Annotated in this window: 20 protein-coding genes; 11 read left to right on the top strand and 9 right to left on the bottom strand. The window is 64.3% G+C overall.

What is annotated here, in order from left to right:
- Positions 1–434: 434 nt before the first annotated feature.
- The 11 genes from rpsA to V1294_RS02930 all read left to right on the top strand — a co-directional run bounded on the left by rpsA (position 435) and on the right by V1294_RS02930 (position 11,950).
- Positions 435–2,165 (top strand): 30S ribosomal protein S1, encoded by a 1,731-nt coding sequence (gene rpsA, locus V1294_RS02980; protein ID WP_108512700.1) that lies wholly within the window; start codon positions 435–437, stop codon positions 2,163–2,165.
- 193 nt (positions 2,166–2,358) lie between these two features.
- The gene (sppA, locus tag V1294_RS02975; RefSeq protein WP_334495054.1) at positions 2,359–3,339 is read left to right on the top strand and encodes a signal peptide peptidase SppA; all 981 of its coding nucleotides are present in this window, start codon (positions 2,359–2,361) and stop codon (positions 3,337–3,339) included.
- A 170-nt stretch (positions 3,340–3,509) separates the two neighbouring features.
- A complete protein-coding gene (locus V1294_RS02970) occupies positions 3,510–3,815 on the top strand; it encodes an integration host factor subunit beta (protein WP_057844774.1) in 306 nt (101 codons plus the stop codon).
- A gap of 86 nt (positions 3,816–3,901) precedes the next feature.
- Positions 3,902–4,294 carry a lipopolysaccharide assembly protein LapA domain-containing protein gene (locus V1294_RS02965; protein WP_334495052.1) on the top strand — a complete coding sequence of 131 codons (393 nt, stop codon included), beginning with the start codon at positions 3,902–3,904 and terminating at the stop codon, positions 4,292–4,294.
- Between the two features lie 62 nt (positions 4,295–4,356).
- Positions 4,357–5,016 carry a phosphoribosylanthranilate isomerase gene (locus V1294_RS02960; protein WP_334495050.1) on the top strand — a complete coding sequence of 220 codons (660 nt, stop codon included), beginning with the start codon at positions 4,357–4,359 and terminating at the stop codon, positions 5,014–5,016.
- Positions 5,013–6,230 (top strand): tryptophan synthase subunit beta, encoded by a 1,218-nt coding sequence (gene trpB, locus V1294_RS02955; protein ID WP_334495048.1) that lies wholly within the window; start codon positions 5,013–5,015, stop codon positions 6,228–6,230. The genes V1294_RS02960 and trpB overlap by 4 nt, the downstream gene beginning before the upstream one ends.
- Positions 6,227–7,063 (top strand): tryptophan synthase subunit alpha, encoded by an 837-nt coding sequence (trpA, locus tag V1294_RS02950; protein WP_334495046.1) that lies wholly within the window; start codon positions 6,227–6,229, stop codon positions 7,061–7,063. Before trpB ends, trpA begins: the two co-directional genes overlap by 4 nt.
- A 103-nt stretch (positions 7,064–7,166) precedes the next feature.
- On the top strand, positions 7,167–8,108 hold the full coding sequence (gene accD, locus V1294_RS02945) for an acetyl-CoA carboxylase, carboxyltransferase subunit beta (protein WP_334495044.1): 942 nt from the start codon (positions 7,167–7,169) through the stop codon (positions 8,106–8,108).
- Positions 8,105–9,445 (top strand): bifunctional folylpolyglutamate synthase/dihydrofolate synthase, encoded by a 1,341-nt coding sequence (locus V1294_RS02940; protein ID WP_334495042.1) that lies wholly within the window; start codon positions 8,105–8,107, stop codon positions 9,443–9,445. The genes accD and V1294_RS02940 overlap by 4 nt, the downstream gene beginning before the upstream one ends.
- Positions 9,446–9,717: 272 nt before the next feature.
- Positions 9,718–10,458 (top strand): metallophosphoesterase family protein, encoded by a 741-nt coding sequence (locus V1294_RS02935; protein ID WP_334495040.1) that lies wholly within the window; start codon positions 9,718–9,720, stop codon positions 10,456–10,458.
- 94 nt (positions 10,459–10,552) lie between these two features.
- Positions 10,553–11,950: an IS1380 family transposase gene (locus V1294_RS02930; RefSeq protein ID WP_334494944.1), complete on the top strand. Its 1,398-nt coding sequence runs from the start codon at positions 10,553–10,555 to the stop codon at positions 11,948–11,950.
- 183 nt (positions 11,951–12,133) lie between these two features.
- Here V1294_RS02930 and V1294_RS02925 read toward each other — a convergent pair whose 3' ends face one another.
- The 9 genes from V1294_RS02925 to V1294_RS02885 all read right to left on the bottom strand — a co-directional run bounded on the left by V1294_RS02925 (position 12,134) and on the right by V1294_RS02885 (position 26,529).
- Positions 12,134–12,595 (bottom strand): DUF2231 domain-containing protein, encoded by a 462-nt coding sequence (locus tag V1294_RS02925; RefSeq protein ID WP_334495039.1) that lies wholly within the window; start codon positions 12,593–12,595, stop codon positions 12,134–12,136.
- Positions 12,596–12,722: 127 nt separating this feature from the next.
- Positions 12,723–13,805: an ATP-dependent DNA ligase gene (locus tag V1294_RS02920; RefSeq protein WP_442895314.1), complete on the bottom strand. Its 1,083-nt coding sequence runs from the start codon at positions 13,803–13,805 to the stop codon at positions 12,723–12,725.
- A gap of 65 nt (positions 13,806–13,870) precedes the next feature.
- A complete protein-coding gene (gene trxA, locus V1294_RS02915; protein ID WP_016847387.1) occupies positions 13,871–14,191 on the bottom strand; it encodes a thioredoxin in 321 nt (106 codons plus the stop codon).
- Positions 14,192–14,296: 105 nt separating this feature from the next.
- Positions 14,297–17,794 (bottom strand): double-strand break repair helicase AddA, encoded by a 3,498-nt coding sequence (gene addA / locus V1294_RS02910; protein WP_334495038.1) that lies wholly within the window; start codon positions 17,792–17,794, stop codon positions 14,297–14,299.
- A complete protein-coding gene (gene addB, locus V1294_RS02905; RefSeq protein WP_334495037.1) occupies positions 17,788–20,934 on the bottom strand; it encodes a double-strand break repair protein AddB in 3,147 nt (1,048 codons plus the stop codon). Before addB ends, addA begins: the two co-directional genes overlap by 7 nt.
- Before the next feature lie 267 nt (positions 20,935–21,201).
- Positions 21,202–21,924 carry a nucleotidyltransferase family protein gene (locus V1294_RS02900; protein ID WP_334495035.1) on the bottom strand — a complete coding sequence of 241 codons (723 nt, stop codon included), beginning with the start codon at positions 21,922–21,924 and terminating at the stop codon, positions 21,202–21,204.
- 155 nt (positions 21,925–22,079) lie between these two features.
- Positions 22,080–22,403, bottom strand: coding sequence for a PilZ domain-containing protein (locus V1294_RS02895; RefSeq protein ID WP_334487454.1), 324 nt, complete (start codon positions 22,401–22,403; stop codon positions 22,080–22,082).
- 89 nt (positions 22,404–22,492) lie between these two features.
- Complete coding sequence (gene tsaE, locus V1294_RS02890; protein WP_334495034.1) at positions 22,493–24,013, bottom strand: tRNA (adenosine(37)-N6)-threonylcarbamoyltransferase complex ATPase subunit type 1 TsaE; 1,521 nt, start codon at positions 24,011–24,013, stop codon at positions 22,493–22,495.
- A complete protein-coding gene (locus V1294_RS02885) occupies positions 24,010–26,529 on the bottom strand; it encodes a PAS domain-containing sensor histidine kinase (RefSeq protein ID WP_334495032.1) in 2,520 nt (839 codons plus the stop codon). Before V1294_RS02885 ends, tsaE begins: the two co-directional genes overlap by 4 nt.
- Between the last annotated feature and the right edge of the window lie 107 nt (positions 26,530–26,636).

Below are 26,636 nucleotides of genomic sequence, written 5' to 3'. Positions count from 1 at the left end.
TTTCGCGTCATGCGGTCAACAAGGCGTTGAAAGCGCGGGCCCATGGTTAGCGTCCGTCAGCCTTAAGGGCCCGTAAATCGGCCCATTTCCGGCTTGCCGAAAATGGCCCTTGGGGCTATATCCACGCCCATCCGGGCCGCCATCGATAAGATCAGGGCTGTCCGAGCGGGCCGGCGGGAGGTTTGAACCCCCGCCGTCATTGGAGGAAAGCCCGCTCCAGGCTCCTGAAGTCGATACGCTCGTTTCAGGCCCCGGACTTCTGACGCTACGCGCATTCTTTTCGCAAAACCGGTACCCACTTTTGCGGAATGCGCGACATCAAACGTACCGAACGTGCAGGCATGCTGCCGGCCCGCTTTTGCGCACTCCCGCAAACGCGGTCGTTGGGATTTGCGGACCCCGACACTTCACGCGCGATACGCCCTTTAACCCGAATGGCCGGCAATACCGCATCTGGAGAACATATGGCTTCGACTGCTGCTTCTTATAATCCTACCCGCGACGATTTCGCTGCAATGCTGGACGAGTCCTTCGCCGGCGGCAATCTGCAGGAAAGCTCCGTCATCAAGGGCAAGGTAGTTGCAATTGAAAAGGACATGGCCGTCATCGACGTCGGCCTGAAGACCGAGGGCCGCGTGGCGCTGCGCGAATTCGCCGGCCCCGGCCGCGAAAGCGATCTCAAGGTTGGCGACGAAGTCGAGGTGTTCCTCGACCGGATCGAGAATGCGCTCGGCGAAGCCGTGCTGTCGCGCGACAAGGCGCGCCGCGAGGAAAGCTGGGGCAAGCTCGAGAAGGCCTTCAACAACAACGAGAAGGTTCACGGCGTCATCTTCAACCAGGTCAAGGGCGGCTTCACGGTCGACCTCGACGGTGCCGTTGCCTTCCTGCCGCGCTCGCAGGTCGATATCCGCCCGATCCGCGACGTCGCTCCGCTGATGAACAACTCGCAGCCGTTCCAGATCCTCAAGATGGATCGCCGCCGCGGCAACATCGTGGTGTCGCGCCGCACGGTTCTCGAAGAGACCCGCGCCGAGCAGCGCCAGGAACTGGTGCAGAACCTCGAAGAGGGTCAGGTCATCGACGGCGTGGTCAAGAACATCACCGATTACGGTGCGTTCGTTGATCTCGGCGGCATCGACGGCCTGCTGCACGTCACCGATATCGCCTGGCGCCGGGTCAACCACCCGACCGAAGTGCTCACCATCGGCCAGACGGTGAAGGTCAAGATCATCAAGATCAACCACGAGACCCACCGCATTTCGCTCGGCATGAAGCAGTTGCTGGACGATCCGTGGCAGGGCATCGAGGCGAAGTACCCGCTGAACGCGCGCTTCACCGGCCGCGTCACCAACATCACCGACTACGGCGCGTTCGTCGAACTGGAGCCGGGCATCGAAGGCCTGATCCACGTCTCGGAAATGTCGTGGACCAAGAAGAACATGCACCCCGGCAAGATCGTTTCGACCTCGCAGGAAGTCGAAGTGCAGGTTCTCGAAGTCGATTCGGTCAAGCGCCGCATCTCGCTCGGTCTCAAGCAGACCATGCGCAATCCCTGGGAAGTCTTCGTCGAGAAGTTCCCGGTCGGCTCCACCGTCGAAGGCGAGGTCAAGAACAAGACCGAGTTCGGTCTGTTCCTCGGTCTCGACGGCGACGTCGACGGCATGGTCCATCTGTCCGACCTCGACTGGAAGCTTCCGGGCGAGCAGGTCATCGACAACTTCAAGAAGGGCGACATGGTCAAGGCCGTGGTGCTCGACGTCGATGTCGAAAAGGAGCGCATCTCGCTCGGCGTCAAGCAGCTCGAAGGCGATCCCTTCGCCGAGCCGGGCGACGTCAAGAAGGGCGCGGTCGTGACCTGCGAAGTGCTCGAAGTGAAGGAAGCCGGCATCGAGGTGAAGATCTCGGGCACCGACTTCACCACCTTCATCAAGCGCTCCGAGCTCGCCCGTGACCGCAACGATCAGCGCGCCGAACGCTTCGCCGTCGGCGAGAAGGTCGATGCCCGCGTGATCCAGTTCGACAAGAAGGCCCGCAAGGTGCAGGTCTCGATCAAAGCGCTGGAAGTCGCCGAAGAGAAGGAAGCCATCGCGCAGTACGGCTCCTCCGATTCGGGAGCGACGCTGGGCGATATTCTCGGCACCGCACTCAAGAACCGCGACAAGTAAGCTTTTCGCTGCTTGCCCTGCGACATCAGGCCCCGGTTTCGACCGGGGCCTTTTTTTGTTCTTCCTTCTCCCACAAGGGGAGAAGGGAAGCAGGGCCTTGTTTTCTTCAAATTGCGTCGCAATTGATGTAATCAGCTAACGCTACGCTCACGCTGCGGATGCAAAACGCGGTGGTTACTTCAGGAGAAATTCGATGTCGCTCGATTCGGACGTGATCGTCGATCGCCGCAGGATCCGCCGCAAGCTGACCTTCTGGCGCGTCGTGACTGGGCTGGTTGCGATCGCGGCGATCGTCACCGTCGGCGCGATCGCGACAAGGAGCGGGCCGGCTGCGCTGACGACATCGGGATCGATCGCGCGGGTCAACATCGAAGGGCTGATCCGCAGCGACCAGCAACGCGTCGAGGCGCTGGAACGGCTGGAGAAATCGAGCCATGCCGCCGTCATCGTGCACATCAATTCGCCTGGCGGCACCACGGCCGGCTCCGAGCAACTCTATGACGCGCTGGTGCGCGTGAAGGCCAAGAAGCCGCTGGTCGTGGTGGTCGAGGGGCTGGCCGCCTCGGGCGGTTACATCACGGCGATGGCCGCCGATCATATCGTCGCCCGTCAGAGCTCGCTGGTCGGTTCGATCGGCGTGCTGTTCCAGTTCCCGAATTTCACCGAGCTGATGAAGACGGTGGGCGTCAAGGTCGAGGAGGTGAAATCCTCGCCGTTGAAGGCCGCGCCCAACGGTTTCGAGCCGACCAGCCCGGAGGCGCGTGCCGCGCTCGACGCGCTGGTGAAGGATTCCTATGCCTGGTTCCGCGGCCTGGTGAAGGAGCGGCGCGGCATGGACGAAGCACTACTCGAAAAGGTTGCGGACGGGCGGGTGTTCACCGGCCGTCAGGCGGTCGAACTGAAGCTGGTCGATCAGCTCGGTGATGAAAAAGCCGCCGTTGCCTGGCTGGTTGCCGAAAAGAAGATCAAGAGCGACCTGCCGGTGCGCGATTTCAAGCTGACACCGCAATTCGGGGACCTGACGTTCCTGCGCGCGGCAGCCTCCATCGCGTTCGATGCGCTCGGCTTGAGTTCCATCGCGCGCCAAATCGAGCAGGCCGGCGTTGCCCAGGCGGTCGATCAGCTCGCGCTCGACGGCATGTTGGCGCTGTGGCGCCCCGCCGCCACCAACTGAGCCGCATCGGCTGCGCTTCGTCACCTTCTCCCGCACTGCGGGTGTGGTCAAAAACCCCTTCCGGGGTACCTGTCACGCGATTTCGCGTTGCCCAAAAGTGATTTAGCGTCTTGACAGTTCAAGGTATTTTCACGGAAATGGATTCCGCACGACCCCGGATCCCAACCTCGATGATCAAATCCGAACTTGTTCAGCGCATCGCCGAGCACAACCCGCACCTCTATCAGCGGGATGTGGAGAACATTGTGAACGCGATCCTCGATGAGATCGTCGCGGCGCTAGCGCGCGGCGACCGTGTCGAGCTGCGCGGTTTCGGCGCTTTCTCGGTCAAGCATCGCCCGGCGCGCGCAGGGCGCAATCCACGCACCGGCGCGCATGTGCCGGTCGACCAGAAGAGCGTCCCGTTCTTCAAGACCGGCAAGGAAATGCGCGAGCGGCTGAACCGCGACAACGGCTCGCCCGAGGCCGGCGCGTAGCGCGCAGGCGCTTTTTCGGGTCCAGGGGATCAGTAGCCGCGTCGCGGGGTTTCGCCCGCCGATATCCATCAACACGAGAGATGGTCATGCGAAAGTTCTTCACGGCGCTGGTCGTCATTCCCCTAGGGCTGATCTTCATCGTCTTTGCGGTCGCCAACCGCCATTTCGTGACGGTGTCGTTCGATCCCTTCAATTCGACCGATCCGGCGATCGCGGTGTCGATGCCGCTGTTCGCCGTGATCATTGCGGTGGCCATTCTGGGGGTGGCGGCGGGCGGCATGGCGACCTGGTTCCGGCAGCGTCGCTGGCGCCGCGCGGCGCGCCAGCATGAGGCGGATGCCCGCCGGGCGCGGGCGGAGACGGCCGATTTGCGGGCTGCGGCGGCGGTTTCCCGGGTCGATCAGCAGCGGCTTCCGGCACCGTCCCAGTACGGATTCTATGGGGTCGCCGGGCGAGACAAGCAGGGCGCGACGTTGTAGAACCCGCCCCGTCAGCCCTGTTCCAGTCGGTTACGGGGCTCGAAATCCGTGCCCGAGAGACCATGCCTCTGCTCGTCAAAATTTGTGGCCTGTCCACGCGCGAGACGCTCGACACCGCGCTTGAGGCGGGTGCCGACATGGTGGGATTCGTGTTCTTCCCGCCGTCGCCGCGCCATCTCAGCCTCGAGACCGCGCGGGAACTCGGCCGGCAGGCCAAGGGCCGCGCCGCCAAGGTGGCGCTGACGGTCGATGCCGACGACGCCACGCTGGAAAACATCGTCGAGACGCTGCGGCCGGATCTCTTGCAACTGCACGGCAAGGAATCCATCGCGCGGGTGCGCGACATCAAGGCGAAGTTTTCGCTTCCGGTCATGAAGGTGATTGCGGTCGAAACGTCGGCCGATCTCGCCGTGCTGCCGGGCTATGCCAGCGTCGCCGATCGTATCCTGTTCGATGCCCGCGCGCCCAAGGGCGCCACCCGCCCCGGCGGCTTGGGGGCCGTGTTCGACTGGCACGTTTTGGAAAAGCTCGACCTCCAGCTGCCCTTCATGGTCTCGGGCGGGCTTTCCGCCGGCAATGTCGCGGAGGCGGTCCGCGTTACCTGCGCCGGCGGCGTCGATGTATCCTCCGGCGTCGAAAGCGCGCCCGGTATCAAGGATCCCGAGATGATCCGCCATTTCATTCGCGCCGCGCGCGCCACCGAAGAATTGATGGTCCGATGAATCCAAATCTGCCCAATTCCTTCCGCACCGGTCCCGACGAGCGCGGGCATTTCGGCAATTTCGGCGGCCGCTTTGTCGCGGAAACGCTGATGCCGCTGATCCTCGATCTGGAAAAGGCCTATGCGGCGGCCAAGGCCGATCCGTCGTTCCAGGCCGAGATGAACGGCTACCTGAAGGATTATGTCGGCCGGCCGTCGCCGCTCTATTTTGCCGAGCGCCTGACCGAGCATCTCGGCGGTGCCAAGATTTATCTGAAGCGCGAGGAGCTCAACCACACCGGCTCGCACAAGGTCAACAACGTGCTTGGCCAGATCATGGTCGCGCGGCGCATGGGCAAGAAGCGCATCATTGCCGAGACCGGCGCTGGTCAGCATGGCGTTGCCACCGCGACGCTGTGCGCGCGCTTTGGGCTGGAATGCGTGGTCTATATGGGTGCAGTCGACGTCGCCCGTCAGGCGCCGAACGTGTTCCGCATGGAGATGCTGGGCGCCAAGGTCGTTCCGGTGCAGTCGGGCACGCGCACGCTAAAGGACGCGATGAACGAGGCGCTGCGCGACTGGGTCACCAACGTGCACAACACATTCTATTGCATCGGCACGGTGGCGGGCCCGCACCCCTATCCGATGATGGTGCGCGACTTCCAATCAGTCATTGGCGACGAGACCCGCAAGCAGATGATGGAGTCCGAAGGACGTCTGCCGGATTCGCTTATCGCCTGCATCGGTGGCGGCTCCAATGCAATGGGCTTGTTCCATCCATTCCTCGATGATCCCTCCGTCGAAATTTTTGGCGTCGAAGCCGCCGGTCACGGCCTGACGCAGCTGCATGCGGCGTCGATTGCCGGCGGCCGTCCCGGCGTCCTGCACGGCAACCGCACCTATCTCTTGATGGACGCGGACGGCCAGATCCAGGACGCGCATTCGATCTCGGCGGGGCTCGACTATCCCGGCATCGGGCCGGAGCATTCCTGGCTGCACGAGACCGGCCGCGTCACCTATCTGTCGGCGACCGACGACGAAGCGCTCGCCGCCTTCATGCTGCTGTCGCGGCTGGAGGGCATCCCGCCGGCGCTGGAATCCGCGCATGCGATCGCCAAGGTCACGGAGCTCGCGCCCAAGCGGCCGAAAGATCATCTGATGGTGGTCAATCTGTCCGGCCGTGGCGACAAGGACATTCCGCAGATCACGGAGATTTTGAAAGGCAAGAAGCAGTGACCACCCGCATCGACGCGCGCTTTGCCGAACTCAAGAAAGAGGGCCGCTCGGCTTTCGTCACCTTCCTGATGGCCGGCGATCCGGACCCTGCGACGTCGCTCGACATCATCAAGGCGCTGCCGAAGGCGGGCGCCGACATCATCGAGATCGGCATGCCCTTCACCGATCCGATGGCGGACGGGCCCTCGATCCAGGCGGCGGGCCTGCGCGCGCTGAAGGCTGGCATGACGCTGAAGAAGACGCTGGAGCTGGTGCGCGGCTTCCGCAAGGACGACAACACCACGCCGCTGGTGCTGATGGGTTACTACAATCCGATCTACATCTATGGCGTCGACAAGTTCCTCGCCGATGCCAAGACGGCCGGCGTCGATGGCCTGATCCTCGTCGACCTGCCGCCTGAGGAGGACGACGAGCTGTGCATTCCCGCGCTGAAGGCCGGGCTCAACTTCATCCGACTGGCGACGCCGACCACCGATGACAAGCGCCTGCCGGCCGTGCTCGCGAACACTTCCGGCTTTGTCTACTACGTCTCGATCACCGGTATCACCGGCGCAGCTGCGGCCGACTCGACGGTCGTCGGGGACGCCGTGGCGCGGATCAAGCGCCACACCAAACTGCCGGTGTGTGTCGGCTTCGGCATCCGCACCCCGCAGGCGGCGCGGGCGATTGCCGAGAAAGCCAACGGCGCCGTGGTTGGTACCGCGCTGGTCGACGCGTTGCGTGACAGCCTGGATACGAAGGGGCAGGCGACCACCAAGACGGTCGCGGCGGTGGCCGATCTCGTGGCCTCCCTGGCGCAGGGTGTCCGCGGGGCGAAGCAGGCGGCTGAATAAGCCACAATTGCTTGCCAATTGGACCGAAAGGGGCGGCTTGCCCGGAGTGATTCGGGCCGCCATATATTCCAGTTAATGCGTCCAACCGCATTCGGAGCGAAACATGAATTGGCTCACCAATGTCGTCCGGCCGAAGATCCGCAACATCCTGCGCCGCGAGACGCCGGAGAATCTGTGGATCAAGTGCCCGGATTCCGGACAGCTCGTGTTCTACAAGGACGTCGAGGCCAACCAGTTCGTCATTCCAGGCTCGAACTACCACATGCGCATGGGCGCGGTGGCGCGGCTTAAATCGATCTTCGACAATGAGACCTGGTACGACATCGCGCTGCCGGAAGTGACGGCCGATCCGCTCAAGTTCCGCGACGAGCGCAAATATGTCGACCGCATCAAGGATGCGCGCGCCAAGACCGGGCTAAACGACGCCATCAAGGTCGGTTACGGCAAGCTGGAGGGCGCCGGCGTCGTCATCGCGGTGCAGGATTTCGATTTCATGGGCGGTTCGCTCGGTATGGCCGCGGGCGAGGCGATCGTGCGCGGGCTCGAGCTTGCGGTGGAAAAGAAGTCGCCATTCATCATGTTCGCGGCCTCGGGCGGCGCGCGGATGCAGGAGGGCATCCTGTCGCTGATGCAGATGCCGCGCACCACCGTCGGCGTGCAGATGCTGCGCGAAGCGAAGCTGCCCTACATCGTGGTGCTGACCAATCCGACCACCGGCGGCGTCACCGCATCCTATGCCATGCTGGGTGACGTGCAGATCGCCGAACCCGGCGCGCTGATCGGCTTTGCCGGCGCGCGCGTGATCGAGCAGACCATCCGCGAGAAACTGCCGGAAGGATTCCAGCGCGCCGAATATCTGCTCGATCACGGCATGATCGACATGGTCGTGCATCGCCACGAGATGCGTCCGACGCTGGCGCGGCTGTGCCGGATCTTGACCAAATCCCCGGCGCTCGAAGCCGCCCCGAAGCCTTCGCCGCAGGTCACGGATCCGGCGCAGATCGTCTCGGCACCGGAAGCCGTGCCGGCTGCGCCCCACGCGTGAATCTGCCTGCCGCCAAACCCCAGCCGCTCGGTGAATTGATCGCGCGGCTGTCTGCCTTGCATCCGAAGCGCATCGATCTCAGCCTCGATCGCATGCACCGCCTGCTGGCGCGGCTCGACCATCCGGAAGCTACGTTGCCGCCGGTGATCCATGTCGCGGGCACCAACGGCAAGGGTTCGACCATCGCCTATATGCGCGCGATCCTCGAGGCCGCAGGCCTGCGCGTGCACGTCTACACCTCGCCTTACCTGGTCAGGATCAACGAATGCTTCCGCATCGGCGAGAAGGGCGGTGGCCGGCTGGCTGATGATGCCGAGTTGCGCCGGGTGCTGGAGCACTGCGAACAGGTCAATGCGGGCGAGCCGATCACGATTTTCGAGATGGAGACCGCGGCGGCGTTTTGCCTGTTCGCGGAGCATGAGGCCGATGTCGTGCTGCTGGAAACCGGTCTTGGCGGACGGCTCGACGCCACCAACGTCATCGACAGGCCGATTGCGACGGTCATCACGTCTGTCAGCATGGATCACACGGAATTCCTCGGCGACACGCTGACCGCTATCGCCGGCGAAAAGGCCGCCATCATCAAGCGCGGCGCGCCGGTGATTTGCGCCGAGCAGGCGCTGGAAGCGATGTCGGTGATCGAGGCGCAGGGAAAGCGCATGCGCGCGGCGCTGCATGCGGCCGGACAGCAATGGCATGTCGGCGTCGAGTGCGGGCGGCTGGTCTATCAGGACGAGCGCGGCCTGATGGATCTTGCGGCGCCAAAACTGTTCGGGCGGCATCAATTCGATAATGCCGGTCTTGCAATCGCAACGTTGCGGGCGATCGAGGCGTTCAAAATCAGCATGCCGGCATTCGAGGCCGGCATCGTCAATGCCGAATGGCCGGCCCGGATGCAGCGGCTGGTTTCCGGCGCGCTGGTCGATCAGGGGCCGAAGGGGTGCGAGATCTGGCTCGATGGCGCGCATAATGCGGAAGGCGGACGTGTCACGGCTGCGGCGCTCGGCGATCTCGAGGAGCGGGTGTCGCGCCCGCTGGTGGTGATCGCGGGCATGATGGCGAACAAGGATGCGGGTGCATTTCTCGCCAATTTCGCCGGCCTGACGCGGCACATCATGGCGGTGTCGATTCCCGGCCGCGACAATGCGATGCCGCCGGACCGGCTGGCGGATGCGGCGCGCGCGCTCGGCATGCGCGTGGAAAGTGCTGCAAGCGTCGAAGCTGCGCTACATGCGCTGTCGCGGCTGGCTTACGAAGTGCCGCCGCGCATCCTGATATCAGGCTCGCTCTATCTCGCCGGTCATGTGCTTGCGATCAACGGCACGCCGCCGGGATAAACGTCCGAAGAAAAATTAGTCCGAAGAAAATTAAATGGCCGCTGAAATTGCTTCCAGCGGCCCCCGGGTAGAAATATCGATTGCTTATGAATTCGCCAGCCCCGGTCTTTGCAAACTCTAGCCAAGATGCCGCCACACTGCGAGTCGGAACTCGGGTTCCGCCCTAGAACCAAAGAAGAATGTTGCAGGCTGGTTTCACCCAAATGAGTTAGGTGACCTAACATCGTTCTTGCAGCGCCGTACAACCATAACTGTCGAAAGCTGGAATTAACATGCGCTTTGCCGCGATTGCCGATGTGCACGGAAACTATCTCGCGCTCGAAGCCGTGCTGGCCGACATCGGCGCGCAGGGTATTGGCGAGATCGTCAATCTCGGCGACATGGCGAGCGGTCCGCTCGACGCGCGGCGAACCATGGACACGCTGATGGCGCTCGATGCCGTTCACGTGCTCGGCAATCATGATCGCTATCTGATCGACCGGCCGACGGAGAAGATGGGGTCATGGGACCGGCCGGCGCATGCGCAGCTCGACGCAAAGCATCTCGACTGGTTGCGCGCGGTGCCGAAGACGACAGTGTTTCGCGATCAGGTCTTTCTTTGTCACGCGACACCCGACCATGACGAGGTCTATTGGCTGGAGACGGTTTTGCCCGACGGCACGGTGCGATTGTCGTCGCTGGATGCGATCGAGGCGCACGCGCACGGCATCATGCAGTCCCTGATTCTCTGTGCACACACCCACCTCGCTCGCGCCGTCAGGCTTCGCGACGGCCGATTGATCGTCAATCCCGGCAGCGTCGGCTCGCCGGGCTATCGCGACATCCATCCGTTTGCGCATGTCATCGAAGCCGGCACGCCCGATGCGCGCTATGCGATCGTCGAACTTGTCGCTGGCGCCTGGCGCGTCACTTTCCGGCATGTGCCGTATGATCACGAGACGATGGCCGCGCTGGCAATACGGAACGGCCAGTTCGAACTGGCGCACACGCTGGCGACGGGGTGGATTCGCTAGCCCGCATTTCTCACAGTGTTGAGGCGCATCGGGGCGCGAATCAGCGAAAGTTCTTTTGCGAGAAGGACTTTGGGATGATTCAAGGAACGCCCCGATGCCGACAGAGTGTAGCGCAGAACAGTTTGATTTTGGAAGGGTGGAAGGCCGTGTTGTGGAAGCGGCCTTTGATGGCGGCCTTGTGACGTCGGATGCCGGCGCGCTGCTTCTGGGCGCGACCGACCGGGCGATCGATTTGGTGGGTCGCTTTGCGGATTGCTTTCGCGATCATCGCCGTCAGGACTTGATCGAGCATGCGGTCGGCACGTTGATCGGGCAGCGGGTCTTTGGCATCGCGCTCGGCTATGAAGATCTCAACGACCACGACGAGCTGCGGCACGATCCGCTGATGGCGGTGCTTTCGGGCAAGCTTGCAGCCCGGCGCGGGGACTGCGCACCGGTGGCCGGCAAGTCGACGCTGAACCGGCTGGAGTTGAGCCGAAACGAACCTTCGCGCTATCACAAGATCGCCTATGACGCGGCGGCGATCGAAGCGTTGCCGGTGACGCTGTTCCTGGAGGCGTACCAGCGGCCGCCGGAGCAGATCATCCTCGATCTCGACGCCACCGACGATCCGCTGCACGGACATCAGGAGGGGCGCTTCTTCCACGGCTATTACGACTGCTACTGCTATCTGCCGCTATACGTGTTTTGCGGCCGGCATTTGTTGGCGGCCAAGCTGCGCCCCTCCGACATCGACGCCAGCGCGGGCAGCGTCGCGGAGGTCGAGCGGATTGTCCGGCAAATCCGCGCCCGCTGGCCGTTCGCGCGTATCCTGCTGCGAGCCGACAGTGGCTTTGCGCGCGAGGCGCTGATGGCGTGGTGCGAGCAGAACCGCGTGGATTACCTGTTCGGGCTCGCCCGCAACACGCGCCTGGTCGCCATGATCGAGGAGGAGCTTGCCACGGCCAGGGCCGCGGCCGAGAAGACCGGCCGCCCGGCGCGCCGCTTCAAGGACTTCCAGTGGAGCACGCTCGATAGCTGGAGCCGAAGCCGCCGCGTCGTCGCCAAGGCGGAGTGGACGCACGGCGAGGCCAATCCGCGCTTCGTCGTCACTTCGCTCAGGCGCAGCGAGACGGGAGCGCGGGCGCTCTATGAGGACATCTATTGCGCGCGCGGTGACATGGAGAACCGCATCAAGGAATGCCAGCTCGACCTCTACGCCGACCGCACTTCGGCCCAGACCATGCGCGCCAACCAACTGCGGCTGTGGTTCGCCGCGATGGCCTATGTGCTGATCTGCGCCCTGCGGCGCATCGGCCTTGCTGAAACCACCTTTGCGGACGCCACCTGCGGCACCATCAGGCTTAAGCTCTTGAAGATCGGCGCGCTGGTTCGCATCTCCTGCCGCCGCATCAGGATCGCCATGGCCTCGGCCTGCCCTGCCGCCGAAGAATGGGGGCACGCGGCTCGCCGCCTGGCCGAAGCCGCCAAGGCCCGCGCCTCGCCGGCCTGACACGCGAAGCCGCGACGCGCCCAATCCGCGGTATCACCAACAAGGTCCAACGCACACTCAAAACCAAATCGCCGCCAGCGCTTTCGGCGCCACGGTCCTCGTCGCCTTCGCGCCGATCCACCAATACCCGTCGCAAATCAAATTGGCCCTGTGAGAAATGCAGGCTAGCCGCCGTTGCAGCGATCAGCGTGTCACCGGGGTCTCATCGGAGACGCCGACATGCTCGCGATAAACCATCTCCCAGCCCTTCCAGCCGGTGAAGAGCAGGATGAGTACGACGACGAACGACAGCACCAGACCTGTTGGGATAATGGCCGACGTTCCATCGGTGTAGCGAAAATACCAGTTGTAGAGCTGGATCAGAACCGCAATGACGTTGCCGCCGGCGTGCAGCCAGGCATCGTTGAGATTGCGGATGCGATTGTCTCCCATCAGGTCGATCACGCCCGCGACCGCGGCGAGCGCGGCCATGATCAGGCCTATGCCCAGCAGCCAGAGCGAGGCGCTGGCCCAGAAGTCGTTCGAGGTCCTCCAGAACGCGATATCCGAAACAAAGGCCAGAACGAAACAGGCGACCGGAAATGGAATCAGCATGGGATGGATCGGGTGACCGGCGATTTGCGCGGTCGATTTGGGGTTTGTCATTGAGTGCCTCCTGAAGTGGCATAGGAGGTCAACTGCCTGTTGTTACGCCGGTTCCTGCCAATTCCCGGATGCAACGACTGTTTGCGTCGCAACAACTGCGGCAGCTCCACTGTCGCGTGCGATGCCCTCATCTCAGCAACTTCATCGGGTCGGCGGCCTTCTGCCGGAGCTGATCGAAGGTGCATTGCCGCGGCGCCTTGTCGGGCCGCCAGCGCAGGATGGACGTTCCGTGGCGGAAGCGCTCGCCGCTGAAATGATCGTAGCAAACCTCGATCACGAGCTTCGGCTTCAGCGGGCACCACTTTGCCGAACGTTCGGTCGACCATCGGCTCGGCCCGCCCGGCGCATTGCCGGTGAAGCTATGCGGCGCGATCAGCGGCTCAAGCTTCTCCGTCAGCGCCGGCTTGTCCGCCTGCTTGATGGCGGAGGTGAAGCCGACATGATGTAAAAGTCCCTGATCATCATGGAGTCCGAGCAGCAGCGAACCTACGACTTTGCGGCCTTCGATCTTGTTGGTGGCATAGCGAAAGCCGCCGACGACGCAATCGGCGCTGCGGAACTTCTTGATCTTCTGCATGCCGTCGCGGTTGCCGACCTGATAGGGCAGATCGATGCGCTTGGCGATCACGCCATCTGAACCGCCGCCGGATTGCTTCAACCATTTTTGCGCGGTCGCATAGCTCGTCGTGGCCGGCGACAGGCGAAACATCTGATGCGATTTGAACTGGGTTTTTGCAAAGGCTTCCAGCGCGGGTCGGCGCTCGCGCAAGGGCGATGCGGCGAGCTTCTTGCCCGTTGCCGACGCCAGCAGGTCGAAAGCGAGAAACAGTGCCGGCGTTTCCTCCGACAACTTCCTGATCCGGCTCGCTGCGGGATGAATCCGCTGCAGCAGGTCATCGAATGAAAACGCTTTGCCGTGCGGCACGACGATTTCACCGTCGAGCACGAATTCGCGCGCTTTCAATGCCAGCGCGGCCTGGGCCAGTTCGGGAAAATAGCGGGCGAGATCCTCGCCGGACTTCGAACGGAGATCGATAGTCTCGCCGTGGCGGGACAGCAGGCAACGAAAGCCATCCCATTTCGGCTCGTACTGCCATTCCGCACCCTTCGGGATGACATCGACCGAGCGTGCTTCCATTGCCGCGAGCGGGGCTGGACGCCGACGCGCTTTTCCGGATGGCAGACTCAGGGACCCTTCAACGCGAGACATACCGTCTCAACGCAAACGGCCGGCGATTTTGCCGGCCGTTGTCGGAAAAATTCTCAAAGAGACGATCAGACCGCGGCGGTAATCCACTGCTGCAGCTTCGCCTTCGGCGCGGCGCCGACCTGACGGGAGGCCATCTCGCCGCCCTTGAAGATCATCAGGGTCGGGATCGACATCACGCCGTATTTCGAGGCCGTCTTCGGGCTCTCGTCGACGTTCAGCTTCACGATCTTGACCTTGTCGCCCATGGCGCCGGAAATCTCGTCGAGCGCAGGCGCGATCATGCGGCAGGGGCCGCACCATTCAGCCCAGAAATCGACGACCACCGGCCCGGTCGCCTTGAGCACTTCGGCTTCGAAATCGGCGTCAGAAACCTTGCCAACGGCCATGGGAATTACCTCGTTCGGTTAGGAATTAAGGGGCGCGGGATGAGAATCGCGCCCGCAATGATAGGATCAAACCTATGAACGCGATCCTGCCGGGTCAAGCACGGGTCACGCCGAGATGATGGATGCCAGCTCGGCCTCCAGCGCGGGAGCTGAAATTTCCATTAATTCAGCGGTTTCGGTCCAAAGCAGCGCCACGCGAACCAGCCGCTGGGGATAAAGCTTGGCCAGCACCGCCCGGTACAGCGCGAGCTGGCGGACATAGCCCCTCGGCGCCTCGTCAGGCCTGCTCGGCGGGGTGTGGTTGGTCTTGAAATCGACGATCAGGACCTCGTTTTCCGTGACCATGAGCCGGTCGATCTGCCCGGATACCAGCGCCGGCCGGCCACCCGGCCGCTCCAGCCGGCCGACGATCGAGACTTCGGCGCGGCTGCCGGGGGCGAATACCGGCGCGAAACGCCCATCCGCGATCAGGGCCAGCGTGCTTTCGGCCAGCGCCTGCCGTTCCTCCTCGGTCCAGCCGTCGGCATTGCGGGCCAGATAGGCCAGCGCGGTCTCGCGGCGGCGCTCCGCGGCAATATCGGGCAGCGACTGCAGCAGCCGGTGCACCAGCGTGCCGCGCTGCAAGGCGCGGGCGCGCTGCGCGAGCGACTCGGCCGTGCGTACCGGATGGCGCTCGTTGTCTGCGGGGTCCGAGGGCCGCAGGAGGCTTTCTGCGGAAATCTCCGGCTGCGCCGGGGTCAGCAGCCAGTTGGGCAGCACCAGCGGTGCCGGCGTGGGCGAAGCCGCAGCGGGCGCGGCCGACGGCGTAGCCTCCTCGGGGCGCGTATAGCGCTTCACCCGGCCTATGGCGGTCTCGATCTCCTGAAGCTGCAAGGTGGAACCGGCGAGCCCCTTGGTGATCAGATCGTACCAGGACAGCGGCCGGACGCTCCTCATGTTGCCGGGCAGGCAACCGCCGACGATCAGGCGGTCCGCGGCGCGCGTCATCGCGACATAGAGCAGGCGGCGGTATTCATCCTCGGTATCGCCTATCATCGCCGCGCGCGCCGCAACGACGGCCGGGGGATCCTCGGCCTTGCGGCCGGCCCAGACCACCACACCGGGCGCATGCGGATCGGCATTGCCTTGCGGCAAGTGGATGAGTTTCAGCCGCTGCGTATCCGAGGGCGAGGTCGTGGTGTCCACCAGGAACACGACGGAAGCCTCCAGGCCCTTGGCGCCGTGCACCGTCATGACGCGGACCTCGTCGCGCGAGATCTCCATGTCGCGCTTCACTTCGAGATCGGCCGTGCGCAGCCACGCCATAAAACCCTGCAACGAGGCCGGCGCCTTGCGTTCATAGTTCAGCGCCAGCTCCAGGAACTCATCCAGCGCGTCGTTCGCCTCGTGTCCGAGCCGCCGCAGGATTCGCGCACGGCCGCCGTCGCCGCCGAGCAGCCAGGCATAGAATGAAAATGGGGTTTCGCTGACGAAACGGCGTTCACATTGTTCGAGCCGCCACAGCGCATCCCGCAGCCGGCCGTCAGCCGCGGCGCGCTCAGACAGCGCCGCGCGCAACGATCCCTTGCGCTGCCAGGCGATCTTGAACAAATCGTCATCGCCAAGCTCGAACAGCGGGCTCTTCAGCGCCACCGCCAGCGCCAGATCGTCCTGCGGCAGCAGCAGCGCGTCAGCCAGGTTCATCAGGTCGATGATCGCGATATGCTCGGTCAGCTTGAGGCGATCGGCGCCGGCGACCGGAATGCCGGCGTGCTTCAGCGCCTGGATCACGGCATCGAATGCATTGCCGCGCCGCCGCACCAGTATCAGCATGTCGCCATAGCGCAGCGGACGGCGGTCGCCTTTGCTGCCGGTCATCACACCGCTGTCGACCAGCGTCTTGATCTCGACCTGAATGCGCCGGGCAAGCTTCACCTCGGGGCTGGTCGCGGCGACGCCGTCGAACGGCGCCCGCCAGCCTTCGATGTCCTGCCGGTCGTCGGTTTCCGCGAGTTCCCAGAGATCGATCTGGCCCGGGCCGGCATCGGCCAGCGCGTGATGGATCGGATTGCCGATGTCGACCGCATGAATGCTGCGAAAGATATCCTGCTCGCGAAACACCTGATCGACCGCATGCAGGATCGCCGGTCCCGAGCGGAACGAATAAGTGAACGACACCGGATCGAACTTCAGTCCGGCGCCCTCGAACTTCCGCTGCAAGGCGCGGCGGCGCAGGTCGAATTCGCGTGGCGCTGCGCCCTGAAACGAAAAGATCGACTGCTTCTCGTCGCCGACCGCGAACACCGTTCGCACCACGCCGTCGCGCGCGCCGGCACCCGAGGTGAATTCGGAGATGATGTGCGCGACGATGTCCCATTGCCGCGGGCTGGTGTCCTGCGCTTCGTCGATCAGCACATGGTCGACGCCGCGGTCGAGTTTGTAATGCACCCAGCCCGAGGAGACGCGGTCGAGCATCTCCAGCGTCTTGTCGATCAGATCGTCATAGTCGAGCAGGCCACGCTCCTGCTTCTCGCGGCGGTAATTGGCCGCCGCAGCGGTCGCGATATGAAGCAGCGCCTCGGTGCGGTCGCGCGCCACCACGGCGCGGCGGCGTTCGATCAGAGGAAGGATGCGGCGGACTTCTGCCTCAATCAGCCGGCCAAGGGCCGGATTGTTGTCGCAGAATTTCTTCGTCACCACCGATTTCCGCGGCGTGCGATCGGCTTCCGTGAGGAAGACGCCGAGATACTCGTCGACCTGCGCCGCGCCGGTGAACATCAGCGCACCGCGCAGCCGCGCGGCCTGGTCCTGATCGGTCTTGTTTCCGGTTTCCAGAACCAGGGCGACGTCCTGCCATCGCGATCGCGGCAGGTTGGGTCCATCGACGATGTCACGCTCGACATCCTCGATTCGATCGCCGGGATTCACGCCGAGCGCAGCGGAAATTTGCGCGGCGGCGGCATGCGCGCTGCCGGCGGCATCTGTCCATGCCATAAAGTGATCGCGGCTGAGGCCGGCCTCGCGCACGACGTCCTTGAAGGTGACGTCGGCGGCGCTCGCCATCGCCGTCATCAGCGCGCGGCCCGTCGCGCTGTCGGGATTGCGCGACGCCTCGAGGAAAACCCCGAGATTGGCGCGCTCCATCATCTCGTTCTGGTCGCGGTCGTCGAGCACGGCAAACCGCGCCGGCACATTGGCCTCGAACGGGAATTGCTGCAGCAGCCGCGTGCACAGCGCGTGAATGGTCTGCACCTTCAGCCCGCCCGGCGTCTCCAGCGCGCAGGCGAACAGTTTGCGCGCCGATTTGCGCAGGCGTGCGCTGGGATTGGGAATGCCGGCATCACGGATCGCCGCATCCAGCGCGTCGTCATCGAGCGTCACCCAATGGCCGAGGGTGGTGAACACCCGCTCCGCCATGTTGGCGGCGGCAGCTTTTGTAAACGTGATGCAGAGGATCTTTTCCGGCGCCACGTCGGCGAGCAGCAGCCGGATCACCCGCTGCACCAGCACATGGGTCTTGCCCGAGCCTGCGTTGGCCGAAACGAAGGCGGAAGCCGCCGGATCGGAGGCACGCGCCTGGGTGGCGCGAACGGCGTCGGGAATGATGCGGGCAGCCTTCACCATTCCTCGATCCCCAATCCACCGGCCGCTGACCATTCCTTGATCCGGGCGAGGTCGTCATAGGCGCCGTAACGGTTCGACCACATCGACAGGTTCAGCGACGTGTAGGCGGTCTCCTCGTTCTCGAATTTGCGGATCAGCGCTTCAAGCTGTTCAAGGGCGTAGTCGGCTGCCTCGTCCGGCCGCTGCGGCGTATCGTTGTTCCTGATTTTCAGCTCCAGCGAGCGCTGCTCGCCGGGCGGATTGTTGCCGCTGAGCCTGACATAGACGAGTTCACCGACGGACGAGCCAGCGTGGATATTCTCAAAACCGCCCTCGCGCAGGATCGCGGCCTCCAGCGTCAATTGCGGCGACAGGCCCATGCGGACCTGTTTTCCCGTCGGGGGCTGGCCGGTCTTGTAATCGAGGATCGCAAAGCTGCCGTCACCGCGCTGCTCGATCCGGTCGGCGCGCGCCGACAGCGTGAAGATGCGCTCGTTGTCGAGCGGAATCTTGATCTCACCCCGGATCTCGGCGGCAATTTTCTCAATCTCGTCGCGCCGCGCCAGCTCCCAGTCGGCAAACCATGCGGCGATACGCTGAAACCGGGGCCACCACAGCGCCCGCGCCTCGGGACGCTCCATCAGCGGTGCGAAGAACTTTTCGCCGATGCCGCGCAGCACCAGCGCGGGCTGTGGGGGGAGGGCATCGGCAAATTTTTGCGTGAATTCGCCGAGTGCGCCATGGATTGCCGAGCCGCGGTCGGCCGCCGACAGCGGCATGTCGACGGGGTCGAGCGGATCGAGCCGCAGGATATATTTCGCGTAGATCGTATAGGGATCGCGCAGCCAATCCTCGATTGCCGTGACCGACAGCTTTAGCGGCCGCGTCTCGACCGGCGGTTTCGGCGCGGGCTGCGGCATCGGTTCGACCGCGTCGGGCTGGTCCAGCTCGGCGGCGAAGCGGACGTAATTTTCTCCGGCACTCTTGGCCGCATCCCAGCGCACTTCGCCGGCGACGGCCTCCAACCGGTGCAGAAAGCGCGAGGCGACGGCCGGCGCGCCGCCGACCTTCGCCGAATGGGTCAGGATCACATCGTCCGTTCCCAGCAATTGCGCGAAATCATGCGCGGAAAGGCCGATGCGCCGCTCCGGCAGATCGAGGCCGAGTTCATGGCGCATCGGCCGGCTCAGCCAGGGATCGACCCGCGGCGCCGGCGGCCATACGCCTTCGACCAGCCCGCCTAGGATGACGCGGTCGGATTCGGTCAGCCGTGCTTCGAGCTGGCCGTAGATGTGCAGATGCGCGCTCGCCGATTCAGGCCGCCGCACCATGCGATCGGCATAGGCGGTCTGGAACACATCGGGGTAATCGCCGAGCTGGACCATCAGGCCGCTCGGCTTTTGCTCGGCGAGCAAGTCATCGAACGCTGCCGACAATGCAGCGCCTTGCGCTTCCTCGAAGGCGACGGCAACGCCGTTTTGATCCGAGGACAGCGCGATCAGCGTTTCGCGATGGCGCAGCGCCAGCTCGGCGAAATCGTACGGTTTTGACGAGCCCATGATTTCCAGCGGCGACAGCGCCGTCTGCAGCGCCGCGATCAGCGCCTGCGCCTGGTCGAGTTCATCGTTCTTCAATTTCGCGCGCGGCTCGGAGGCGTGAAGCGAGGAGGTCTCGTGGCTCCTGAGCTTTTTGAGCTCCACACGGAAGCGATCGAAATCGCGCGCCAAGCCGGCCGTTCCTGCCTGGGGCCGGGTGCCGCGCAGCAGCGCCAGTTCGAGGATCTCGATCGCGTGCCTGAACGCGCCACATGCGCCGCCGAGCCGAAACAACGGATGCTTCAGAAGCGCGAGCAAGGTCGGCGGCTCCAGCCCCTTGCTGGCGGCTTCCGCGGCGAGGCGGGCAAAAATGCCACTTGGCGTATCCATCAGCGCGTCGCCGCCGGAATCATCGAATTCGAGATTCCAGCGGGTCAGCGCCGCCATCACCCGCCGCGCCAGCGCGCGATCCGGCGTCACCAGCGCGGCTGACTTGCCAAGGTGCCGCGCCTCGCGCATCGCCACCGCGATCGCCAGCGCCTCCATCTCCGAATTGGGCGCCTCGACGACGGCAAGCTTGGTCAGGCCGCCCGTGATTCTAAGCGAGACATCCGGCTGGGCCAGACGGTCGTGCCATTGTTCGGTCGCGCTCGACGGCCGCATCGTCTCGGACACCAGCACCTCGCGGCCCTGTGGGCTCGGCGTGCCGAGGATTTCGATGTCACCACGCTTGATACCGAAGCGATCCAGCAATCCGTGCATCGCAAATTGCGGATGGTTCGAGGAGGGCTGCGTGGTGAACTTGCCCTGCGCGTCCCTGATGCCGCCGATTATTTGCCAGGCCTCCTCGTCGAGGTCGGTGTCGAGGCCCGGCAGCACCACTGCGCCCAGCTTCAGGCCGGCTACGGCGTTGAGAAATTTTGCGGTCGCAGGCATAGAGCCGGTCGAACCTGCCGCGATCACCGGCCCCTCATGATGCGCGGTCAGGCGCGCGGCTTCCGCGTCGATCAGGCGATCGCGCCGTTCGGCAGGCTCGATCCGGCCGATCTCCTTCAGATGCTCCGGCCATGCCTTGCGGGCGATGCGCAGGAATTCGAGCGAGTGCTGCCAGTATTTGTCGAACTGGTCGGGTACCAGTTTGTCGAGCGCTTCCCAGGCAACCCCGCGCGTCACCATGTCGTCCATCAGCCGCGCCAGGTCGCCGGCCAGCGCCAGTGTCGAGGCCGGGCCGCCGACCACGAGCGGCGCCGACACCGGGCTTTTGGCCCATGCCGCAACCAGATGCGCCAGCGTCAGGCGGCGCTCCAGTTCGCCGAGCCGCGGCGGAATGTCGAGCGGCGCTGCGCCGCTGAATTGCTCGGTGCCTTCTGCAAACGCCAGCTCATCCTCGTCGATGTCGCCGAGCGCCACGATGCGCGGCAGGATCGCAGCGTCCGTCTTCAGCTCGTCGAGAAAGATCTCCCGCGCCAGCCGTCCTGCGCGCCGGGTCGGCAGATAGAGCGTCGCCGTTGCGAGATTGAGCGGATCCCTGCGCGCCTCGAATCCCTCGACCAGCCGGCCGTCGACCAGCGCCGCGATGACGGTGCGCAGGAACGGCACGGATACGGGAACGCTGAAAACGCGCATGGGCTTCCTGATTCGAGGTCAGGCGCAATATAGGGAGGTAATGGGGGCAGGTCATGCGGGTGAGGGCCGCGTCCCCGCTACTCACTGCCAAAGCAGTCCGGGCCCATTTTACGTTGCATGGGGTTGTTTTCGAGATTTTTTTGTCTGAGCAGGTCAGCTGCGTAGGGTGGGCAAAGCGCAAGCGTGCCCACCATCTTCAACCGAGATTTTGGTGCAAATGGTGGGCACGCTTCGCTTTGCCCACCCTACGAATCCTGTGGGGGTGGGCTACGCCACGCTTTCCAGAAACGCCTCTTCCGCCGCTTGCACCGCGTCGGGGGTTCCGACATGCATCCAGACGCCGTCGAGCCGCAGGCCGAACAGCCGTTCCTGCTCGTTGGCGCGGTCGAACATTTTCGTCAGCGAAAACTCGCCGGCGGGCGCGTCGGCAAACAGCGAGGGCGACATGATCGCGGCTCCCGCATAGACGAACGGCACCACCTGGTGTTCGCGCCGCTTGCGCAACGCGCCGTCCGGCAGCATGGCGTAGTCGCCGCGGCCGGCATAGCCGATGCTGCTCGTGGTCGGCGCCATCAACAGCAGGATGTCCATCCGGTCAGGATCGAAGGTTTCGGCGAGCCGCTCCAGATTGGGCCGCACGCCGTCGATCCACATCGTGTCGGCGTTGAGGTGAAAGAACGGCTCCTTGCCGAGCAGGGGCAGCGCCTTCACGACAGCGCCGCCGGTGCCGAGCACGACGTCGCGTTCGTCGGAAATGATGATACGGGGCCGGGCACGGTCCGCGGTGTGCTGGATGATCTGGTCGGGCAGGTAATGCACGTTGACCACGGCCTCGCTGACGCCGGCACCGGCGAGCTTGTCGAGCACGTGATCGAGCAGCGGTTGTCCGGCCACGCGCACCAGCGGCTTCGGCATATGGTCGGTCAGGGGACGCATGCGCAAACCGAGACCGGCGGCAAGGACCATGGCTTTGGTGGGCGTAACGGGCATTTCTTGGGATTTCTCTCGGAATTTCTCTTGGAATTCTCGAACCATCAAACCGGACTGCGGATCATACCACGGCGATTCGCTTGAACCAGCGACCATGAGGCCTTAGTGGCCGCACATGACGGCCGTACGACGGCAGCCGGCGCAGCAGCCAAACCTCAGACTTCGGCCTCCTCGGCCCCGCGCTTGGCTGCCCTCTTCTTCTTGTCGCCCTGCTTCAGGAAGTTGACGCCAATCTGGTCGCCATTGACCCAGGCCAGCTCGCAGCGCCGATAGGCCAGCCCCGTGGACGACAGCAGCAGGAAGAATTCCTTCAAGTGCAGGCCCTCGACCGAACCTTCGACCGTCAGCTTGGCGCCGGTCTCGGAGACGTCTTCCATCACGCAGTCACGCCGCCAAGTGCCGTCGATGCCCATCATGTGCGCCGCAAAGCCGCGCTCGAATACGACCCGATCTCCCTTGCGACGTTCCGCCCCCGCCATGGCCGTCTTCCCACTTCAAAACTGGCTGGCCACGCCGGCTCGGCATGGCAGGTTCCAGATTAAGTGCGGGGTGGCTAACAGGAGGTAAATCAGGGGAGCGGCGGCGGCACGTTGGCGGCATACCATGCGCGAAATGCCGCCAGCGCCGGGTGCGCCAGCGAACGGGTCAGGTAGGTCCAGATCCGGGGCTGGTGGCGCAGATATTGCGGCTTGCCGTCCCGCCGGTTGAGCCGGGCGAAGGTGCCGAGCAGGCGGGTATTCCGCTGCGCCGACATGATGGCGTAAAGCTCGGCAAAGCCGGCCGGATCGAACTGGCTGTCCGCCGCGCGTCGCGCCTTGATGTAGCGGGTCAGAAGCGTCAATTCGAGCTGTTCGGGAACGTCGAGCCGGGCGTCCTGCAGCAGCGATACCAGATCGTAGGCGGCGGGGCCAAGCACGGCATCCTGGAAGTCGATAATCCCGACGCGCAAGATCCCAGTGCGGTCGCCGAGCCAGATGATGTTGGGCGAATGAAAATCCCGCATCACCCAGGTTCGCGGCGCGCCCGCCGGCTTCTCCAGCAGCGTTCGCCACATCGTGACGAATTCGTCGCGCCGTTGCGGGCTGACTTCAGCGCCGCGATCCGGCAGATACCATTCGAGCATCAGGCCGATCTCCACCAGCCATGCATCGATATTGTAGACCGGAATTTGGTATGAGCCCTGCGGCCCCAGCGGCGTCGTTTCGGGCAGTGGTTTACGATGCAGCTCTGCCAGCATGTCGGTCGCCGCTTCGTAGCACTCGATGATCGGCCGCGGCGGGTCACCTTCGACGACGCCGGCAGTGCCAAAATCCTCGGTGATCAGGAAACCGGAATCGAGATCGGCGTGGCGGATGGCGGGCGCAGAGAAGCCGTGCGCGCGCAGGCCATTGTCGATGGCGACGAACGGCTTGACGTCCTCGGCGAGATGGACGGCCGCGCTGTAGGATTTTCCATCATAGATCGCGGGCCCGTCCGGCCGCCGCGGCGAATTCATCAGGATCGACGTGCCGTCGTTGTGGATCAGCCGTGCATAGGAGCGCGTCGAGGCGTCGCCGGGCATGCGCGCACGCGCCGCATCCAGCATGCCCGCTTCGCTGAGAAACTTTCGCAAGCTGCCCAATCGCGTCACCTGCGCCGCCGCCTTGCCATGGCCGGTGATTTCGGCGGCGCGCGCGGTGGATCCGAGCGCCGGGCGATGGCTGAAGGCGATGTCGATGCGATCGTCGGGCAATGCATCCGGTGCGCGCTCAGGCCATTCGATCAGCGCCAGCGTGCCCTCGGGCAGCGGCGACAATCCGATTTCCTCCAGCTCACTCGAATCATTGATGCGATAGAGATCGGCGTGAACGATCGGATATGGCAGGTCGTAGCTCTGCGCCAGCGTGAATGTCGGGCTTGGCACTTCCAGCGCGAGATCGTCGGCGAGGTAGCGGATCATGGCGCGCGCCGCCGCGGTCTTGCCCGCGCCGAGATCGCCCGAGAGCGTGATGACGTCGCCGGGGCCGACCAGCAGCGCGAGGTCTGCCATCAGATGCGCGGTCGCCGTCTCGTTCGCCAGCGCTACCGTAAATGTCGTGGGCGCGGTCATTCGGCGGCGTTGCGATGCGCGTTCTGGTCGATTGGAAAGTCGCAGGTGACCGTGGTGCCTTTGCCGACCACCGAATCGACGCGCACCTTGCCGCCATGCAGTTCGACAAAGGAGCGCACCAGCGACAGGCCGAGACCGGCGCCGCGGTGACGCGAGCCGTGGGAGTGGCTCTCGAACCAGTCGAACACCTTGTCCTTCACCTCAGCCGGAATGCCGGGGCCGGAATCGCTGACGGTGAAGATCACGCGATGCTCGGTCCGCCGCGCGCTGATCGTGACCGCGGCATCGTGCGGCGAGAATCCAACGGCGTTGGCGAGCAAATTATAGAGCACCTGCACCACGCGCCGCTCGTCGCCGGTGAAGTCGCCGATATTGGAATCGATATCGACCTTGAGTTCGATGCGGTCGGTCGCCAGCCGGTCCTGAATGCCTTCGGCGGCGGCCTGGATGGCTTTTTCGATATTGACCGGGCCGAGCTCGAGCTTCATGGCGCCGGCATCGATGGTGGCGAGATCGAGGATGTTGTTGGTGAGCGCGAGCAGCGCGTTGGTCGATTTGGTGACGTAGTCGAGATATTCGGCCTGCTTTGGCGTCAGCGGGCCGGTCGAGGGATCGCTGAGGAAATGCGCAAAGCCGATGATGGTGGTAAGGGGCGCGCGCAGTTCGTAGGAGACGTGGTGGACGAAGTCGACCTTCATCTGGTCGGCGGCTTCGAGCGCTTCGTTGCGCTCGCGCAGCGCGCGCTCGACATTCTCGGTGTCGGTGATGTCCTGGAAGGTCAACATGGTCGCGCCGTCGGGCAGCGGCATGGTCATGCAGTCCAGCACGCTGCCGTCCTTGCGCTCGAGCTTCAGCGATACCTGCGCGCGGTTGTCGATCGCGGTGATCGCCTCGCGCAGCGCCCGCCAGGTCAGCGCATCGTCGAACAGCGGCGTACACCAGGCTTCGACGGTCTCGATGTGGGGCTGTTCCTTGAGCGATTCCGCCGACAGTTTCCACATTTTCTCGAAGGCGGGATTGAACAGTTCCACGCGGCCATTGCTGCCGAACACCGCCACCGCCTCGGCCAGATTGTCGAGCGTCTCGTGCTGGACCCGGGTCAGCCGGTCGTAGCGGCGTGCGAGGTCGAGGCTCTCGGTGACATTGTCGAACAGATAGGTGACGCCGCCTTCGAGGTTCGGCGTGGTGACGACGCTGACGGCGCGGCCGTCGGGCAGGAACCAGGTGTAGTTCTCCGGCTCCATGGCGCGGTAGGCTTCGTGCAGCTTGGCCTTCCAGGCCCGGAAGTCGGGCTGTTCGGGCAGTTTGCGCGCCGCGCGCAAGCGGTCGAGCACGCTCGAATCGTCGGGATTGGAATCGAGGAAGGCCTGGTCGAGGCCCCACAGCCGCCGGTAGGATTCATTGTAGAAGGCAAGCCGCCGCTGGCCGTCGAACACGGCAACCCCTGACGACAACTGGTCGAGGGTGCGGCGATGGGCTTCCGCCATCCGCTCCATGGCGTCGCGCAGCGCGGTCGCCTCGCTGGCGTCGATGGCGATGCCGGCGCTGCCGCCGCCGAGCTTGAGCGCCTGAACATCATAGATGCGCCGCTCGCCGCCGACCACGATCGGCAGCCGCGCGCTGAAGGTGGAATTGTCGTTCAGCACCCGGCCCATCTCGGTGCGCTGGTCGTTCTCCAGCAGTTCAAGGTTGCGGTGGATTGTGTCCGCGACGCTTGCGCCCTCGGTGGCCCGCACATAGGCCGCGTTGGCGTAACGCAGATTGCCTTCTGCACTTCTCGCCCACATCGGCCAGGGCGCCGCGGCGGAGAAGTCGCGCAGCAGCTCGGTCTCCTCCAACAGCGTCCTGTAGCGGAGATTGGATTCGGCGAGTTCCCGGCGTAAGCCCCCGAGTTCGCGAATCCGCACAATGGCTTGCCCCCCGATGGCGCGGCCCATCGCTTCGATGGCACGGCCGTTCGAGGTGGAGAGATTGAGCAGAAAACCTTCGCCGGCCTCGCGCAGCGCGTCGACCGCGTGATCCATCTGCAGCGCCGGTTCCGGCGGCAGCCAGGTTCCAAAGGCGAGGATACGCTGCGGTGAATTGGACAGCGCGTCCTGCGAGATCAGAAGCGAGGTGTCGCCGCTGATCTGGGGCCGGTTGTCGCCCGCGGCCCAGGCGATCAGGATCTGGGGCTCGGCAAACAAGAGCGCGCGCAGCCGGTCGGCTTGCACCTGCAGGTCGGCGATGTCGGAACGCAGGTTGAGTTCCATTCGGCTGGCACGAATGCGCGTGCGCATCAGCAGGATCGCAGCCACCACGGTAAAGCCAAGCAGCGACAGCGCCGTCGTCAGTGCCGCGAATTCCTGGTGATTGAGGTCGAACAGGGCGGAAATCGCCTGCGGGATGGTCAAGTCCGAGGCCCATGCGGGTTCCGGCGAAGCGGAGAGGGCGGTGGCAAGCGCAATCACGCCGTGGCGCGCCAGTGAGGTGCACGACAGCAGGGTTCGACGCATTGCCGCGACTACGCCCGACATTATTTGCCCCAAAAAACGCACGACAGCAGACCCGGCGCTACCCCCAGCGCATGATCCGCCAAGGTGTAAGCGGTTTGGCGTTGAGATTATACGCCGACAATAAGAAT

It is taken from the genome of Bradyrhizobium sp. AZCC 1678, assembly GCF_036924765.1.
Lineage (GTDB): Bacteria > Pseudomonadota > Alphaproteobacteria > Rhizobiales > Xanthobacteraceae > Bradyrhizobium > Bradyrhizobium algeriense.
The sequence above is the reverse complement of the archived record's forward strand: the minus strand, read 5'-3'. Positions and strand labels throughout refer to the sequence as shown.

Bases quoted from the DNA above. Each gene is read 5' to 3' on its own strand.
- rpsA (WP_108512700.1), top strand. From the start codon at position 435: ATGGCCGGCAATACCGCATCTGGAGAACATATGGCTTCGACTGCTGCT.
- sppA (WP_334495054.1), top strand. From the start codon at position 2,359: ATGTCGCTCGATTCGGACGTGATCGTCGATCGCCGCAGGATCCGCCGC.
- V1294_RS02970 (WP_057844774.1), top strand. From the start codon at position 3,510: ATGATCAAATCCGAACTTGTTCAGCGCATCGCCGAGCACAACCCGCAC.
- V1294_RS02965 (WP_334495052.1), top strand. From the start codon at position 3,902: ATGCGAAAGTTCTTCACGGCGCTGGTCGTCATTCCCCTAGGGCTGATC.
- V1294_RS02960 (WP_334495050.1), top strand. From the start codon at position 4,357: ATGCCTCTGCTCGTCAAAATTTGTGGCCTGTCCACGCGCGAGACGCTC.
- trpB (WP_334495048.1), top strand. From the start codon at position 5,013: ATGAATCCAAATCTGCCCAATTCCTTCCGCACCGGTCCCGACGAGCGC.
- accD (WP_334495044.1), top strand. From the start codon at position 7,167: ATGAATTGGCTCACCAATGTCGTCCGGCCGAAGATCCGCAACATCCTG.
- V1294_RS02935 (WP_334495040.1), top strand. From the start codon at position 9,718: ATGCGCTTTGCCGCGATTGCCGATGTGCACGGAAACTATCTCGCGCTC.
- V1294_RS02930 (WP_334494944.1), top strand. From the start codon at position 10,553: ATGCCGACAGAGTGTAGCGCAGAACAGTTTGATTTTGGAAGGGTGGAA.
- V1294_RS02925 (WP_334495039.1), bottom strand. From the start codon at position 12,595: ATGACAAACCCCAAATCGACCGCGCAAATCGCCGGTCACCCGATCCAT.
- V1294_RS02920 (WP_442895314.1), bottom strand. From the start codon at position 13,805: ATGTCTCGCGTTGAAGGGTCCCTGAGTCTGCCATCCGGAAAAGCGCGT.
- trxA (WP_016847387.1), bottom strand. From the start codon at position 14,191: ATGGCCGTTGGCAAGGTTTCTGACGCCGATTTCGAAGCCGAAGTGCTC.
- addA (WP_334495038.1), bottom strand. From the start codon at position 17,794: ATGGTGAAGGCTGCCCGCATCATTCCCGACGCCGTTCGCGCCACCCAG.
- addB (WP_334495037.1), bottom strand. From the start codon at position 20,934: ATGCGCGTTTTCAGCGTTCCCGTATCCGTGCCGTTCCTGCGCACCGTC.
- V1294_RS02900 (WP_334495035.1), bottom strand. From the start codon at position 21,924: ATGCCCGTTACGCCCACCAAAGCCATGGTCCTTGCCGCCGGTCTCGGT.
- V1294_RS02895 (WP_334487454.1), bottom strand. From the start codon at position 22,403: ATGGCGGGGGCGGAACGTCGCAAGGGAGATCGGGTCGTATTCGAGCGC.
- tsaE (WP_334495034.1), bottom strand. From the start codon at position 24,013: ATGACCGCGCCCACGACATTTACGGTAGCGCTGGCGAACGAGACGGCG.
- V1294_RS02885 (WP_334495032.1), bottom strand. From the start codon at position 26,529: ATGTCGGGCGTAGTCGCGGCAATGCGTCGAACCCTGCTGTCGTGCACC.